The following is a 16,024-nucleotide window of genomic DNA, read 5'->3' on the forward strand; positions in this document are numbered from 1 at the left end:
GATTCAGAGTAGCTTTGCGGAGTGCTGACAATTTTGAATGCCGCGAAGCGGGTTTTGGTGGGCCGGCCAGTCAGGAACGACCGGCTGTCCCACACCTTGTTGCCCAAACGCATCGCTTTGCCGATCTTCGCCTCGGATGCGCTGTCTTCGGTAGCCTATGCCCCTGACGAAATCCTGCTGACCCTCGCGCTGGCGGGAGTCAGCGCCGTGGCTTTCTCCCCGCTTGTCGGCCTCGCGGTCATGGTGGTTTTGCTCACAGTGGTGGCGTCCTACCGGCAAAACGTCCACGCTTACCCGTCCGGTGGCGGCGACTATGAGATTGCCAGCGTCAACCTGGGCAAATATGCCGGGCTCACGGTGGCATCGGCCCTGCTGGTGGACTACGTGCTGACTGTGGCGGTGTCCATGTCCTCGGCGGCAACCTACCTCACTACGGCCATTCCGTCGTTGCACGGACAACAGGCACTCATCGCCACCATCGGAGTGGTCATCCTTGCGCTGGTCAACCTCCGCGGGGTCAAGGAAGCCGGGACGCTCTTCGCCGTCCCCACCTACATCTTCATGGCTTCCATCCTGGGCATGACCGCGGTAGGCATCTTCCAAGCAGCTACCGGGACACTGGGTGAGGCGCCCTCCGCCAACTTCACCATCGTCCCGGAGCCGGGCTTCGACGAGGGACTGGTAGGACTTGCCGGAGCTTTCCTGCTGCTGCGGGCCTTTTCCTCGGGGGCCGCGGCGCTCACAGGTGTTGAGGCCATCAGCAACGGCGTGCCCAATTTCCGCAAGCCAAAGAGCAAGAACGCAGCCAGTACCCTCCTGCTGCTGGGCGTCATAGCGGCCTCCATGCTGGCCGGAATCCTCTACCTCGCCAACGCCACCAAGGTGCACATTGTCCTGGACCCTGCGCGCGAGTTCCTGGTGGACGGCAAACCCCTTCCGGAGGATTACATCCAGACGCCCGCCATCAGCCAGATCGCGGACACCATCTTCGGCTCGGGCTCCATCCTTTTCTATGTCGTGGTGGCTGCCACGGGTGTGATCCTCGTGTTTGCGTCCAACACCGCGTTCAACGGCTTTCCGGTGCTTGGCTCCATCCTGGCCCAGGACGGTTACCTTCCCCGCCAGCTCCGAACCAGGGGTGACCGCCTTGCTTTCAGCAACGGCGTCCTGGCTCTGGCGGCCGGCGCCCTGGTGCTGATCCTTGCGTTCAATGCCGATGTCACAAAGCTGATCCAGCTTTATATCGTGGGCGTCTTCATCTCGTTCACGGCCAGCCAGCTCGGGATGATCCGCCACTGGGGCCGGGAGCTGAAGCTTGCCAGGGACAAGGCTGTCCGCCGCCGCATCTTCAAGTCGCGCACCATCAACATGCTGGGCTTCGGCATGACCGCCTTGGTCTTGGTGATCGTGTTGATCACCAAGTTCGAGCAAGGTGCCTGGATCGCTTTGCTTGCGATGTTTGTCCTCTTCCTCATCATGTGGAGCATCCGTGCCCACTATGACAATGTGGCCAGGGAACTGGCCGTGGACGAGGACTCGTCCCCGCGGGCGTTGCCCACCCGTGTCCATGCGGTGCTGCTTGTCTCGCACGTCCGCAAGCCTGTCCTGAGGGCGCTGGCCTATGCCAGGGCGTCGAGGCCCTCACGCCTTGATGCAATTACCGTAGACATCAACACCGAGGAGACCGAGCACACCGTCCGGGATTGGGAGAAACTGGAAATTCCGGTGCCCCTGACCGTCCTGGCCAGCCCGTACCGCGAGACCGTGACGCCCATCATGGACTACATCAAGAACATGCGCCGTGACTCGCCGCGGGACCTGATCGTGGTTTACATCCCCGAATATGTCGTGGGCAAATGGTGGGAACAACTGGTCCATAACCAGACAGCACTCAGAATCAAGACGAGGCTCCACTTTGAACCTGGAGTCATGGTTGCCAGCGTTCCGTGGCAGCTGAAATCCTCCGAAGAAGCAAAGGCACTGCAGGATACCTAAATGACCTCCCACAGCAATTCCTCCCACACCGATCACCCCGTCAATGACAACCAGGGGGCGTCCGGTACTGAACTTGTCGTTGACATTGGTCCCATCGCGCACGGAGGGCACTTCGTCGCGCGGCATGATGGCCGCGTCATCTTCGTCCGGCACGCCATCCCGGGGGAGAAGGTCCGTATCCGGTTGACTGACTCCGGTGACTCGTCGCGCTTCTGGCGGGCCGACGTCGTCGAAGTCCTTGAAGCCTCGCCGCACCGGGTCCCGCACTTCTGGAGGGCAGCGGATTCGCAGGCCTCCTGGCGCCGCGGCGGGCCGCCGGTTGGCGGAGCCGAGCTCGGGCATATTTCGCTGGAGCACCAGCGCGCCCTGAAAGCCGAGGTGCTCGCCGAACAACTCAAGCGGCTGGCCGGACTGGACCTCGCCACCGAGGTGGAAGCCGTGGGGGACCATCACGATGACGGCCTCGGCTGGCGCACACGCGCCGGCTTTGCCGTGACCTCCAAGGGGCGGTTGGGCATGCATGCCCACCGCTCGGACGTGGTGCTTCCCATCAAGGAGATGCCGTTGGCGCTCCCCGGACTGAACGACCTGAAGCTGTGGGACCTTGACCTCTCGGGCATCGCCCGCGTCGAGGTTGCCGTCCCGGCCAATGGTTCCAGGCCCCTGATACTACTGGCGCCGGAGGAGGGGACGAGCCCCAAGAGGGTGCACAGCATTTTGTCTCAGTTGCCGCATGACGTGTCCGTCGCCAGCTTCGACCCCAGCAAGGGCGGGGTCCTGCAGCTCCGGGGGAGGACCTGGGTGCAGGAGACCGCGGCGGGCCATGATTACCGGGTCACCGGCGAGGGTTTCTGGCAGATCCACAAAGACGCACCGGAAACGCTGGTGGGCGCTGTGACGGACTATCTTTCGCGCGGCGGGCACTTGCAGCCCGGCGCCGCAGTTGCCGATCTCTACGCCGGTGCCGGGCTGTTCACGGCACCGCTGGCCGATGCAGTGGGTGTCACTGGCTCGGTGCTTTCAGTGGAGGGTGCCCCCGGCACAAGCCGCGATGCCCGCAAGAACCTGCACGGGCAACCGCAGGTGGAAATTGTCCAAGGGCGGGTGGAACGCGTGTTGCACCAGAGTGCGCGGAGCTTCGATTCCCTGGTGCTGGATCCGCCGCGGGCGGGAGCCGGAAAGGCTGTCATCAAGCAATTGATGGCCACGGGTCCCCGCGCAATCGCCTATGTGTCCTGCGATCCTGCTTCCTTTGCGCGTGATCTGGGTTACTTCCATCAGGGAGGCTGGCGCCTCGAGTCACTGCGGGCCTTCGATCTCTACCCCCATACCCATCACCTCGAAACAGTGGGCCTGATCGTCCCTTCCGCCTAGCCGGAGTGTCGCCCGCCCGCCGGAGTGCGGCGGGCGGCGCCGGGTTTGGTCGGCAGCCTGCCACTCTTGGCACGGATGCCACTACGATGGGCGTAGTACCCCGCTTCGCAGGAATCATCACCGCGGACCGGGGTGATCACGAGAGATGCCGCCCGGCTAAGTAAGGTGCGCCTAACTGGCTAGCGGCCAACCACGCGACAAAGATGAAACTGTTGCGAGAGGAGTCCTGCCATGAGCACTGTGGACAGCTTCGGTTCCAAAGGCGTACTGAATGTAGCCGGCACCGATTATGAAATTTTCCGGTTGAACTCCGTAGAGGGCGCAGACAGCCTTCCGTTCAGCCTTAAGGTATTGCTTGAAAACCTCCTGCGGACTGAGGATGGCGCCAATATAACGGCGGACCATGTCCGCGCCCTGGCCGGTTGGGATCCCAATGCGGAGCCCGACACGGAAATCCAGTTCACCCCGGCCCGCGTCATTATGCAGGACTTCACCGGCGTTCCCTGCGTTGTTGACCTCGCCACCATGCGCGAAGCTGTCAAGGAACTTGGCGGCGATCCCAAGCGCGTCAACCCCTTGGCACCTGCAGAAATGGTCATCGACCACTCCGTCCAGATCGACGCCTTCGGTAACTCCGGCGCACTGGAGCGCAACATGGAGATCGAATACCAGCGCAATGGTGAGCGCTACCAGTTCCTTCGCTGGGGCCAGACCGCGTTCGACGACTTCAAGGTTGTCCCCCCGGGAACCGGCATCGTCCACCAGGTCAACATCGAGTACCTGGCACGCACCGTCATGACCCGCGAGGTAGATGGCGTTCTCCGCGCTTACCCCGATACCTGTGTGGGCACTGACTCGCACACCACCATGGTCAACGGCCTGGGCATCCTGGGTTGGGGCGTTGGCGGCATCGAAGCCGAGGCAGCAATGCTCGGCCAGCCCGTCTCCATGCTGATCCCGCGCGTTGTGGGCTTCAAGCTCAAGGGCAGCATCCCGGCCGGCGCTACCGCCACCGACGTCGTCCTGACCATCACCGAAATGCTGCGCAAGCACGGTGTTGTCGGCAAGTTCGTCGAGTTCTACGGTGAAGGCGTTGCCGCCGTGCCGTTGGCCAACCGCGCCACCATCGGCAACATGAGCCCGGAATTCGGTTCCACGGCTGCCATGTTCCCCATCGATGACGTCACCCTGGACTACCTGCGCCTGACCGGTCGTTCCGAAGCGAATGTCGCCCTTGTGGAGGCATACAGCAAGGAACAGGGCCTGTGGCACGACGCCTCACGCGAACTGCGCTTCTCCGAGTTCCTCGAGCTCGACCTGTCCACGGTTGTTCCTTCGATTTCCGGCCCCAAGCGTCCCCAGGACCGCATTGAGCTCACGGATGCCAAGGAGCAGTTCCGTAAGGACATCCACAACTATGTCTCCATTGAAGACGGCAGCGTGGACGAGTCCCTGGATGAGTCCTTCCCCGCTTCCGATTCGCCGTCCTTCACGCACGCCGATTCGCACACCACGGAGACGGCACGCGTTGCGTCCGCCGCCAATGGTGCGCACGGCCGCCCGTCCTCGCCCGTTCACGTCAAGACCGCCGACGGACGCGAGTTCGAGCTGGACCACGGTGCAGTGTCGATCGCATCGATCACATCCTGCACCAACACGTCCAACCCGTCCGTCATGCTGGCTGCTGCCCTCCTGGCACGCAACGCCGTGGACAAGGGCTTGACGTCCAAGCCGTGGGTCAAGACCTCTGTAGCCCCCGGCTCCAAGGTGGTCACGGACTACTACGAGAAATCCGGCCTCACCCCGTACCTGGAGAAGCTCGGCTTCTACATTGTGGGCTACGGCTGCGCCACCTGCATCGGCAACTCCGGCCCGCTGGAGCCGGAAATCTCCGAGGCCATCCAGGCCAACGACCTCTCCGTGACGGCGGTCCTCTCCGGTAACCGCAACTTCGAAGGCCGCATCAACCCGGACGTGAAGATGAACTACCTGGCCTCCCCGCCGCTGGTCATCGCTTATGCACTTGCCGGTTCTATGGACTTCGACTTCGAAACCGATGCCCTGGGCACCGACTCCGAAGGCAACGAAGTCTTCCTGAAGGACATCTGGCCGAACCCCACCGAGGTGCAGGAAGTCATCGACTCCTCCATCGACGAGGCAATGTTCGCCAAGGGTTACGAGGGCGTTTTCGACGGCGACGACCGTTGGAAGGCACTCGACACCCCCGCCGGTGACACCTTCGCTTGGGCCGAGGATTCCACCTACGTACGGAAGCCCCCATACTTCGAGGGCATGAAGGCCCAGCCGGATCCTGTCCAGGATATTTCCGGTGCCCGCGTGCTCCTGAAGCTTGGCGACTCCGTCACCACGGACCACATCTCGCCGGCCGGTTCCTTCAAGTCGGACACTCCGGCAGGCCAGTACCTCCTGGCCAACGGTGTGGAGCGCAAGGACTTCAACTCCTACGGTTCACGCCGTGGCAACCACGAAGTCATGATCCGCGGTACCTTCGCCAACATCCGCATCAAGAACCAGCTCTTGGACGGCGTTGAGGGTGGCTTCACCCGCGACTTCAGCCAGGAAGATGCACCGCAGGCCTACGTTTACGATGCCGCTCAGAACTACCAGGCTGCGGGAACGCCGCTGGTGGTCCTGGCAGGCAAGGAATACGGCTCCGGTTCATCTCGTGACTGGGCAGCAAAGGGCACGGCGCTCCTCGGCGTCAAGGCCGTCGTCGCTGAAAGCTATGAGCGCATCCACCGCTCCAACCTGATCGGCATGGGCGTTCTTCCGCTGCAGTACCCGGCTGGCGAGTCCGCAGCAACGTTGGGCCTGACCGGTACGGAAACCTTCGCAGTGGAGGGTGTGACCGAGCTGAACAACGGCACAACCCCGAAGACGCTGAAGGTCACAGCCACGGCTGAGGACGGCACCAGCAAGTCCTTCGACGCAGTCCTGCGTATCGATACCCCGGGTGAAGCGGACTACTACCGCAACGGTGGCATCCTGCAGTACGTTCTGCGCCAAATCACCGCAAAGTAGGTCCAGCTGCTTTCCAGCTGAATCCGACGCAAGACAGCCCCGGCCGGTCGCCTGACCAGCCGGGGCTGTTGCCGTCCCGGTATCGATGCCACGCAGTGCGCCAGCGTGGGGAAACACGCGGGTCCCGGGCACGCGCTAAAGTTAACAAGCACGTCATTCACCCTAAGGAGGGCCGTTGGGACTTTTGGAAGCCGTCAAGGATCCACAGGACCTGGCCAAACTGTCCGGCACCGAGCTGGAACAACTGGCCGGCGAAATCAGGGAATTCCTGATCACCAACGTAGCTGCGACAGGTGGACACCTGGGCCCCAACCTTGGCGTCGTTGAACTCACCTTGGCCGTCCACCGGATTTTTGAGTCCCCGCGGGACAGTATTGTCTTCGATACCGGGCATCAGTCCTATGTGCACAAGCTGCTTACCGGCCGTCAGGATTTCAGCACCCTCCGCCAGCAGGGTGGACTCTCCGGATATCCAGAGCGCGCTGAATCAGAGCATGACATTGTGGAGAGCTCCCATGCCTCGTCTTCCCTGTCCTGGGCCGACGGCATTTCACGGGCCCGCCAACTCACCGGCGAAGGTGACCGGTTCGTCGTCGCCGTTGTGGGAGATGGCGCACTCACCGGTGGCATGACGTGGGAAGCCATCAACAACATCGCCGCTGACAAACGTCGCCGTGTGGTCATTGTGGTCAATGACAACGGCCGTTCCTACGCACCCACTGTAGGCGGCTTTGCCGACTACCTCGCTTCGCTGCGCCCCACCATCGACTCCCTGCGCACCACCCCGGCGTATGAGCGGATGCTGGACTGGTGGAAGAAGAAGCTCCAGAACGGCGGACCCGCCGGGCAGTTCACTTACAAGAGCCTGCACGCCATGAAGAAGGGCATCAAGGATTGGTGGGCCCCCCAGGGCATGTTCGAGGACCTGGGCATGAAGTACATCGGTCCGGTGGACGGGCACAGCCTTCAGGCCATGGAAAATGCGCTGAACACCGCCAAGGCCTACGGAGGTCCGGTGATCGTCCACGCCATGACCGAGAAGGGCCACGGCTACGCTCCGGCCTTGGCCAACGAGGCAGACCAATTCCACGCCGTGGGAATCATCGACCCCGAAACGGGCGAGTCCACGGAGATGCCCGGCGCCAGGTCATGGACCTCGGTGTTCGCTGAGGAGATCGCGGACATTGCCGATGAACGCGAGGACATCGTGGGCATTACAGGCGCCATGCTGATTCCGGTGGGCCTGCACAAGTTTGCCGAGAGGCACCCGGAACGCGTCATCGACGTCGGCATCGCTGAGCAGCACGCCCTCACGTCGGCTGCAGGCATGGCCTTCGGCGGCCTTCATCCCGTGGTGGCGGTGTATGCCACCTTCCTCAACCGGGCCTTTGACCAGCTCCTCATGGATGTTGCCCTGCATAAGGCCGGCGTCACGATTGTCCTGGACCGGGCCGGAGTCACCGGCCCGGACGGCCCCAGCCACCACGGCATGTGGGACATGGCCATGGTCCAGATCGTGCCGGGACTCCATTTGGCGGCGCCCCGCGATGCCACCAGGCTCCGCGAAGAACTGAGGGAGGCTGTCGCGATTGACGATGCCCCCACGGTGGTGCGGTTCTCGAAGGGCAGCGTTGGTTCCGAGGTTGAAGCGATTGAACGACTTCACGACGGCGTTGACATCCTCGCCCGCCGACCCGATGGTTCGACCGAAAACGATGTCCTCATTGTCAGCGTGGGGGCCATGTCTGAGCTTGCGCTGGATGTAGCCGGCCGACTGGGCGCCCAAGGCATCAGTTCCACGGTGGTGGACCCCCGTTGGGTCCTTCCGGTCCGTAAATCGATCATTGCCCTCGCTGCCCGCCATCGCCTGGTCATCTGCATTGAAGACGGCGTGCGCGCTGGTGGCGTTGGCTCCCGCATCCGGCAGGAAATGCGTGCTGCGGGGGTGGACACGGCCCTTAATGAAGTCGGTTTGCCGGTGGAGTTCCTCGTCCACGGCACCCGGAGCCAGGTCCTGGAGCGCGTTGGACTCACCGCCCAGAAGATAACGCACGACGTCGTAGCCCAGGTTTTGGGGACCAAGGTCCCCTTCGCGAGGCCCCTGCCTGGCCAGGAACACCCCACCACCGGCAGTCTGCCCACGTTGTGATGGACAACCGCGGACCGGGCGCACTGCAGCCCGGCGACCTCGTGGTGTCGAGGAACAGGAAATGGAACGGCAAAGCCCACTGGGTGGTGCCTGGCAGGTATCTTGGCGAAGACATTCACGGCTGGTGGATTTTCCAGGGCGCGGGGGAGTTCTGTTCCCGTCCCGGGGCAGCCTTCTACACGGCTTCGGACGCTGTCCTGCTGGTCCCGAGGACCGGTGAGTTCGTGGCGACCTTCTACGACGATACGTACCCGGGCGACTTCCGGATCTACGTTGACCTCGCCACGGCCCACAGTTGGAACACCATCAGGCCCGGTGTCACGGAGTTCCATATGATCGACATGGACCTGGACGTGATCCGCTCCACCCTGCACGGTGTGTTTGTTGACGATGAAGACGAGTTTGAGCAGCACCGGGTGGCCATGGGCTATCCGGACGAAACAGTGGCCGCTATGCGCATGGAATGCGCAGCCCTTTTGGAGGCTGTAGCGGCCATGAAAGAACCGTTCGATGTCGCTGGTGCCAGCACCAGCGCCGAATGGTTCAGGAAAGGACGGGCATGAGCGGCATTATTCGTACGTACAAGCGGGACGTTGAGGGAGTTCTGCACTTCCGGGAAGCCTGGTACGACGACGAGGACCAGCAATTCGTGATCAATCACGGCGTTGTGGGTCATCAGAGCAAAACCGACGAAACCGGCGTGGAGGACGAATCCTCGGTGGAGGGTTTGATGTCGGCCTTCGCTGCGCAGTGCGAGGAAGACGGATACGCGGAGATTCCCGAGTCCGGGCAGTTCTGGGTTGTTGCCCAGATTGCCCTCAAGACCACGGATGGCACCGAGCGGGACCGTCATCTTGAACGGAAGGCCAAGGCCGCACTGACAGGCGAACTGGCATGGCGTGGATTGGGCGTCGTGGACCGGTCCGAAATTGGGAACGGCCACCTGAACATCTTCTGCCTCTGCCCGGACGTCAACAAGGCCGTGAACGCCATCAAGATCTGTGTTCGTGGTGAGGACCTGGACTTTACCAAGCTCACCATCGCCGCGGCGCCCCACAGCGAGCCCGACGCCTTCCGGGTGAAGCACTCGCCCAAGCAGGGCGTGGGCTTTACTCTCTAAGTAGCACCCCAACGCACCAAGGAGGGACTTCCATGGCGTCCAAGAGCAACTGGCCCGGACATACACCCCTGCCCAAGGGGCTCGCGGCACCGGCGAGACGGGCTTTGGCGCACGAGGGAATTGAGACCCTGGAGCAGTTGGCGGAATTCGGAGAGGTAAAAATCTCCAAGCTCCACGGCATGGGACCGGTGGCCATCGCCCAGCTTGAGGACGCCATGGAGGAATCGGGAATCTCCTACAGCGGCGGCTAGGCTGATTTCATGACTGAATACCGACGCCTTGGCCATTCCGGATTGACCGTCTCAGCCGTTGGGCTGGGCTGCAACAATCTAGGGCGCGCCAATACACCCACCGAGTCCCAGGAGGGCACGGACGCCGTTGTCCAGGCTGCGCTTGATGCCGGAGTGACCTTCTTTGACGTTGCCGATGTCTACGGACGCGAGCCGGGCCTGAGCGAGGCCATGCTGGGCAAGGCGCTCAAAGGCCGGCGTGACGACGTCGTCATTGGCACCAAGTTCGGCATGGACATGAAGGGTGTCAACGGGAACGATTTCGGAGCCCGTGGTTCGCGCCGCTACATCGTGAAGGCCGTCGAAGCATCGCTCCGCCGACTGGATACCGAGTGGATCGATCTCTACCAGTTCCACACTCCTGATCCCCTGACACCCATCGAAGAGACGCTCTCCGCGTTGGATGATTTGGTGGCAAGTGGCAAGGTCCGCTACATCGGACATTCGAATTTTGCGGGCTGGCAGATCGCCGAAGCGGAGTACGTCGGTCGCCAACTGGGGGGTGCACGCTTCATCTCGACGCAAAATCATTACAACCTGCTGGATCGCCGTGCTGAACTCGAAGTCCTGCCTGCCGCCGGGGCTTTCTCCTTGGGTGTGCTCCCGTACTTTCCGCTTGCCAACGGGCTGCTCACCGGAAAGTACTCTGCCGGCAAAGCGCCGGAGGGTACCCGCCTGAGCCACACACGCACCAACCTGGTGCATGACGCCGACTGGGATCAGCTGGGTCGCTTTGGCCAGTTCGCCAAGGAGCGGGACATCACTGAATTGCAGCTGGCCTTCTCCTGGCTTGCCGCGCAGCCCGGCGTCGGCAGCGTCATCGCAGGTGCCACCCGTCCGGAGCAGATCCGCCAGAACGCCGAAGCCGTTTGCTGGGTTCCCACACTGGATGACCGGGCCGAACTGGATGAGATCTTCCCGCAAGCACCCAAGGTTGCCCTCTTCTAGCCGTCTCTCACATAACAGCCCTTAAACCGGAGCGCTCTCTCACCTTGGTGAGAGAGCGCTCCGGTTTAGCCCGCGGGAGGTGAAAGAGGGACGGGTCAGGCAGGTGCCGAGGCGATCCCCGGTGCCAGGAACCTCTTGCCGTTGACCCGCTCCGAAGCGCCCACACGATCCAGGTACGGAGTGATGCCTCCGAGGAACATCGGCCAGCCGGCGCCCATGATGACGCATAGGTCGATGTCTTCCGGTCCGGCGACGACGCCCTCGGCGAGCATGAGCCCGATTTCCTCCGCCAGGGCATCCTGCGTGCGTCGAAGGACTTCGGCACTGGTGGACGGGGTGTCGCCGAAGGACATGATGGCCAAGGTCTCAGCCGGGATGACAGGCGTTCCATCGGGGCTTGGGACCCACAGGGATTTTACTCCGTTGTCGATGAGCTTCTGCAGGTTCTGCGAGACGGGGAACCTGTCGCCGAACGCTGTGTGCAGGGACTCCTGCACGTGCTGGGCGACCGGCAGGCCCACCATGGACGCCAGGGTAAACGGTGACATTGGCAGCCCCATGGGACGCAGGGCACTGTCAGCGACGTCGGCAGGTGTTCCTTCGTCGAACGCTGCGATGACTTCACCCATGAGGCGGAGCAGGATGCGGTTGACCACAAAGGCAGCGGCATCCTTGACCAGCACGGCGGTCTTCTTGAGACCCTTGGCGAGTTCGAACGCAGTGGCCAGTACGGCGTCGTCCGTTTTGGGTGCCCGGACTATCTCCAGCAGCGGCATGACAGCAACCGGGTTGAAGAAGTGGAAGCCCACCAGGCGTTCCGGGTGCAACAGGTCCTCGGCCATGGCAGTGACGGAGAGTGACGACGTGTTGGTGGCCAGGATGCATTCGGGAGAAACGATCGCTTCAACCTCTGCGAAGACTTGCTTCTTGATGTGCAGTTCTTCGAAAACTGCCTCGATGACGAAGTCGGCGTCGGCGAAGGCTTCTTTGGAGACGGAGCCTGTGATTAGCGCTTTGGTCCTGTTGGCGGCGTCGGGCTTGATCCGCTTCTTCGCCAACATCTTGTCCACCTCGGCATGGACGTAGGCGACGCCCTTGTCTACCCGTGCCTGATCGATGTCGGTCATGACGACGGGGACTTTCAATTGCCGGGCGAAGAGCAAGGCCAACTGGCTTGCCATGAGCCCTGCGCCAACCACACCGATCTTGGTGACCGGGCGGGCCAGCTTGCGGTCAGGGGCACCCGCAGGACGCTTTGAGCGCTTCTGGACGAGGTCAAGGAAGGCGTACACGGTGGAGCGGAACTCGTCGGTTTGCATGAGCCCTGCGAGGGTCTCACACTCGAGTTCTGCCGATTCCGACTGTGTCATGGTGCGGTTGGCCTCCATGACGTCCAGGACCTTTGCCGGGGCAGGGGAGGCGTTGGAGGTCTTGGACTCCACAAAAGCCCGTCCAGCGGAGACTGCCGACGCCCAACGCCCAGCGACTGCGTCGTCCGCGGCATCTACGGAGTTCTTCCGCTCAGGCGTGACATCGCCGGAAATGACCCGTGCTGCCCAGGCGAGCGACTGTTCCACGAAGTCGGCCGGCTCGAAGATGGCATCGGCCACTCCCAGCTCGAATGCTTGCGGTCCAGTGAGTGTCCGGTTGTTGCTGAGGGGATTCTCGATCATCACCTTGACGGCGTTCTCGGGGCCGATGAGGCGCGGCAGGATATAGACGCCGCCCCACCCCGGCACGAGGCCGATGAACGCTTCGGGCAGGGCCAAGGCACCGGCACCTGTGGAGACGGTGCGGTACGTGGACTGCAGGGCGATTTCGAGTCCGCCGCCCAGGGCAAGGCCGTTGATGAAGGCGAAGCTTGGCACGCCCAGGTTTGCCAGGGTGCTGTACACGGCGTGGCCAAGCTGTGCCATCCAAAGCCCGTGCTCGCGCTCTTTGAGCGTTTTCACGGCCGAGAGGTCGGCGCCGGCCACCAGGAAGTACGGCTTGCCTGTGACACCGACGCCCTCGATTTCACCCCGTGAAGCGCGTTCCTTGAGGTGGTCCAGGACGCCGCCCAATTCAACTAGCGTGTTGGGGCCCAGCGTGGTGGGCTTGGAGTGGTCCAAGCCATTGTCCAGGGTGATCAGCGCGAAGGTTCCTGCGCCACCCGGCAGCTGAATATCCTGCACGTAGGAGTGGGTGACCACTTCGTCAGGGAAAAGGGCGGCGAGCTTCTGGAATTCGGCGGCGCTCATGCGGCGGCTCCTTCGGTGGTGGCGGTGTCAGCGGTGGAGGAAGCGTAGTGGGCGTGGTGCGGGTTCTCCCAGATCACTGTGGCACCCATGCCAAGGCCGATGCACATAGTGGTGATGCCGTAACGCACGGTGGGATCTTCCTCGAATTGCCGGGCCAGCTGGTTCATCAGCCGGACGCCGGAGGAAGCAAGCGGATGTCCGACGGCGATCGCCCCGCCGTAGCGGTTGACGCGGGAGTCGTCGTCCGCGATGCCGAAGTGGTCCAGGAAGCTCAATACCTGGACAGCAAAAGCCTCATTGATCTCAAAGAGCCCTATGTCCTCGATTCCCAGTCCGGCGTTCTTGAGCGCCTTTTCCGTTGCCGGAACGGGACCGATGCCCATCACTTCCGGTTCGACGCCGGCGAAGGCGTAGGAGACGAGGCGCATCTTGACTGACAGGCCCAGTTCCTCCGCAGCGTCAGCAGAGGCGAGCACGGCAGCCGTGGCGCCGTCATTGAGTCCTGCGGCATTGCCGGCAGTGACGCGGCCATGGGCCCGGAAAGGGGTCCGCAGTTCGGCAAGGTCGGCCACCGTGGTTCCGGGGCGCGGGGGTTCGTCCGTGGTGTGGAGCGCCCAGCCCTGGCCCGGCTTCATGGTGGCCACGGGGACGAGGTCGTGCTGGATTTGCTCGTTGGAGTACGCGGCGGCGAGCTTGGCTTGTGAAGCCGCTGCGTAGGCGTCCGTGCGGTCCTTGGTGATGGCAGGGAAGCGGTCGTGCAGGTTTTCGGCCGTGTTGCCCATGTTCAGGGCAGCCGGGTCCACCAGCCGCTCGGACATGAACCGCGGATTGGGGTCGGCTCCGGCGCCCATGGGGTGGTTGCCCATGTGTTCCACTCCGCCTGCAATGACGACGTCGTAGGCGCCGAACCCGATGCCGCTCGCCGTCGTGGTTACCGCCGTCATGGCACCTGCGCACATGCGGTCGATGGCGAAGCCGGGAACGGTGCGGGGGAGTCCGGCCAACAATGCGGCGGTGCGCCCGATGGTGAGGCCTTGGTCGCCGGTCTGGGTGGTGGCGGCAATAGCCACCTCGTCCACTCGGTCCGCAGGCAGCGACGGGTTGCGCCGCATCAGTTCGCGGATGCACTTCACCACGAGGTCATCGGCCCTGGTACCCGCGTAAATTCCCTTGTCGCCGGCCTTGCCGAAGGGGGTGCGGACTCCGTCCACGAAGACGACGTCGCGGACGTTCCTCTGGGCACTGCGTGATGGACTCATGTATTAACTCCTCGTTGAGACATGGTGCCGGCCCGCATCGCGGGTGCTCCGGTTGGCATTAACGCTATGTTACTCGTCGGTAACTTACGGTGCAAGGTGTGTCAACCTCCTGCCGAATGAACCTGGAGACGCGAAAGGCCCGCCGCCGCGAACCGGAGTTCGGGGTGACGGGCCCGGCAGTCTGGACAGGCTCAGGCGGAGTCCGTTGACTGTTGGGTTTCCTGGGGCTGCCGATTGTCCTTCGCTTTGGATTCTTTGGCCGGAAGGGGTTTGGGGTTCAAGCATGCCTCCGTGAGGATCGGTGCGGCAAAGGAGACCTGCCATTCGCGGGCGCCCAACGCACGCAATTCGGCAGCTACCGCTTCCAGGGAAACGTCCGACGGCGGCCGCCAGGTAATGCGCCTCAGGAAGTCCGGTGTCAGCAGGTTCTCTACCGGCAGGTTGAGTTCGTCAGCCTTGGCCTGCAGGGCGGGTCGTGCCGTCGCCAGGCGTGCTGCAGCCTCAGGATCGCGGTCCACCCACACCCGCGGCGGTGGTGGAGCGTTGGTGGGCAGGTGCAAGGGCGGTACATCGGTCAGGGTGCGGGCGCTGGTGATGCATCGAAGCCAGCGTGGTGCCTCGCGTTGGGCGGAGCGGCCATGGAAACCCTTGGTGGCCAGGAGTTGGGGGACAGTGGTGGGCATGGCTTTCGCGGCTGCCACCAGGGCCGAATCGGGAATCAGGCGCCCCGGCGCCACATCGCGTTTACGTGCCAGCTGATCGCGCTCCTCCCAGAGTTCGCGGACTGCCGCCAATTGACGGCGGTCCCGGATCTGGTGCAGACCGGACGTCTTCCGCCAAGGATCCACCCGGGGCGGGGAAATACCGGCGGCAAGGATGCCGGCGAATTCCTGCTTGGCATACTCCAGCTTGCCGTCGGCCTCCAGCAGTTCGATGAGCTCTTCACGCAATTCCGCAAGAACTTCGACGTCGAGCGCTGCGTACCGGAGCCAGGGCTCGGGCAGTGGGCGGGTGGACCAGTCGGCTGCAGAGTGTTCCTTGGCCAGGCCGAATCCGAGAAGTTGCTCGATGACGGCTGCCAGGCCCACCCTGGGAAGCCCGGCAAGGCGTGCTGCAAGTTCGGTGTCGAATAGTTTGTCCGGCCACATGCCGAGTTCGGACAGGCAGGGAAGGTCCTGGGTGGCTGCATGCAGGATCCATTCGACGCCCCGGAGCGCCTCGTTGATGATGTCCAGGTTGTCGAAAGGTTCGGGGTCGATCAGCCAGGTTCCCGCTCCCTCGCGGCGGATCTGCACCAGGAAGGCGCGTTGGCCGTAACGGAAGCCGGAGGCGCGCTCTGCGTCCACCCCGGCGGGTCCTGTTCCAGCGGCGATGGCGGCGGCGCAGCGCTCAAGTCCGGCGGGAGTATCGATGACCAGGGGGACGCCTTCGCGTGGCGTATCGAGATCGATGACTTCGGGGACGTGGCTGTCAAAGCCGTCTACCTTGATGTGGGTGGTGGGATCAGCAACCGGATCGCCGGCTGTGGTTTTATCCAGATTTTCAGGGGTCATGGTGGCTTAAGCTTACCGATTCACGCCGGGTTCACGCCGGGACGCAGTACTGGC

At 63.2% G+C, this 16,024-nt stretch carries 11 protein-coding genes; 8 read left to right on the forward strand and 3 right to left on the reverse strand.

What is annotated here, in order from left to right; genetic code table 11:
* The first annotated feature begins 21 nt into the window (after nt 1–21).
* The 8 genes from RQH14_RS19565 (at nt 22) to RQH14_RS19600 (ending at nt 10,918) form a co-directional block, all read left to right on the forward strand.
* Nucleotides 22–1,995, forward strand: coding sequence for an APC family permease (locus RQH14_RS19565; protein WP_311214793.1), 1,974 nt, complete (start codon nt 22–24; stop codon nt 1,993–1,995).
* Nucleotides 1,996–3,369: a TRAM domain-containing protein gene (locus RQH14_RS19570; protein WP_311214794.1), complete on the forward strand. Its 1,374-nt coding sequence runs from the start codon at nt 1,996–1,998 to the stop codon at nt 3,367–3,369.
* A gap of 231 nt (nt 3,370–3,600) precedes the next feature.
* Nucleotides 3,601–6,411: an aconitate hydratase AcnA gene (gene acnA, locus RQH14_RS19575; RefSeq protein ID WP_311214795.1), complete on the forward strand. Its 2,811-nt coding sequence runs from the start codon at nt 3,601–3,603 to the stop codon at nt 6,409–6,411.
* A 175-nt stretch (nt 6,412–6,586) separates the two neighbouring features.
* Complete coding sequence (gene dxs / locus RQH14_RS19580) at nt 6,587–8,560, forward strand: 1-deoxy-D-xylulose-5-phosphate synthase (protein WP_311214796.1); 1,974 nt, start codon at nt 6,587–6,589, stop codon at nt 8,558–8,560.
* Nucleotides 8,557–9,123: a DUF402 domain-containing protein gene (locus RQH14_RS19585; RefSeq protein WP_311214797.1), complete on the forward strand. Its 567-nt coding sequence runs from the start codon at nt 8,557–8,559 to the stop codon at nt 9,121–9,123. The genes dxs and RQH14_RS19585 overlap by 4 nt, the downstream gene beginning before the upstream one ends.
* Nucleotides 9,120–9,680 carry a hypothetical protein gene (locus RQH14_RS19590; protein ID WP_311214798.1) on the forward strand — a complete coding sequence of 187 codons (561 nt, stop codon included), beginning with the start codon at nt 9,120–9,122 and terminating at the stop codon, nt 9,678–9,680. The genes RQH14_RS19585 and RQH14_RS19590 overlap by 4 nt, the downstream gene beginning before the upstream one ends.
* Nucleotides 9,681–9,712: 32 nt before the next feature.
* A complete protein-coding gene (locus RQH14_RS19595) occupies nt 9,713–9,931 on the forward strand; it encodes a hypothetical protein (RefSeq protein ID WP_207597183.1) in 219 nt (72 codons plus the stop codon).
* Between the two features lie 9 nt (nt 9,932–9,940).
* Nucleotides 9,941–10,918, forward strand: coding sequence for an aldo/keto reductase (locus RQH14_RS19600; RefSeq protein WP_311214799.1), 978 nt, complete (start codon nt 9,941–9,943; stop codon nt 10,916–10,918).
* Between the two features lie 95 nt (nt 10,919–11,013).
* On the opposite strand, the gene RQH14_RS19605 is transcribed toward RQH14_RS19600, so the two are convergent.
* The 3 genes from RQH14_RS19605 to RQH14_RS19615 all read right to left on the reverse strand — a co-directional run bounded on the left by RQH14_RS19605 (nt 11,014) and on the right by RQH14_RS19615 (nt 15,970).
* Nucleotides 11,014–13,158 carry a 3-hydroxyacyl-CoA dehydrogenase NAD-binding domain-containing protein gene (locus tag RQH14_RS19605; protein WP_311214800.1) on the reverse strand — a complete coding sequence of 715 codons (2,145 nt, stop codon included), beginning with the start codon at nt 13,156–13,158 and terminating at the stop codon, nt 11,014–11,016.
* A complete protein-coding gene (locus RQH14_RS19610) occupies nt 13,155–14,417 on the reverse strand; it encodes an acetyl-CoA C-acyltransferase (RefSeq protein ID WP_311214801.1) in 1,263 nt (420 codons plus the stop codon). The genes RQH14_RS19605 and RQH14_RS19610 overlap by 4 nt, the downstream gene beginning before the upstream one ends.
* 191 nt (nt 14,418–14,608) lie before the next feature.
* Entirely contained in the window at nt 14,609–15,970 is a 1,362-nt protein-coding gene (locus tag RQH14_RS19615) for an HRDC domain-containing protein (RefSeq protein WP_311214802.1), read from the reverse strand.
* Nucleotides 15,971–16,024 lie beyond the last annotated feature (54 nt).

The sequence above is a fragment of the Arthrobacter sp. WCS2018Hpa-7 genome, assembly GCF_031843805.1.
Taxonomy (GTDB): Bacteria; Actinomycetota; Actinomycetes; order Actinomycetales; family Micrococcaceae; genus Arthrobacter.

What these genes read in the sequence shown, in the direction of transcription:
- RQH14_RS19570 (WP_311214794.1), top strand. Translation starts at nt 1,996, where the DNA reads ATGACCTCCCACAGCAATTCCTCCCACACCGATCACCCCGTCAATGAC.
- acnA (WP_311214795.1), top strand. Translation starts at nt 3,601, where the DNA reads ATGAGCACTGTGGACAGCTTCGGTTCCAAAGGCGTACTGAATGTAGCC.
- RQH14_RS19590 (WP_311214798.1), top strand. Translation starts at nt 9,120, where the DNA reads ATGAGCGGCATTATTCGTACGTACAAGCGGGACGTTGAGGGAGTTCTG.
- RQH14_RS19595 (WP_207597183.1), top strand. Translation starts at nt 9,713, where the DNA reads ATGGCGTCCAAGAGCAACTGGCCCGGACATACACCCCTGCCCAAGGGG.
- RQH14_RS19600 (WP_311214799.1), top strand. Translation starts at nt 9,941, where the DNA reads ATGACTGAATACCGACGCCTTGGCCATTCCGGATTGACCGTCTCAGCC.
- RQH14_RS19605 (WP_311214800.1), bottom strand. Translation starts at nt 13,158, where the DNA reads ATGAGCGCCGCCGAATTCCAGAAGCTCGCCGCCCTTTTCCCTGACGAA.
- RQH14_RS19610 (WP_311214801.1), bottom strand. Translation starts at nt 14,417, where the DNA reads ATGAGTCCATCACGCAGTGCCCAGAGGAACGTCCGCGACGTCGTCTTC.
- RQH14_RS19615 (WP_311214802.1), bottom strand. Translation starts at nt 15,970, where the DNA reads ATGACCCCTGAAAATCTGGATAAAACCACAGCCGGCGATCCGGTTGCT.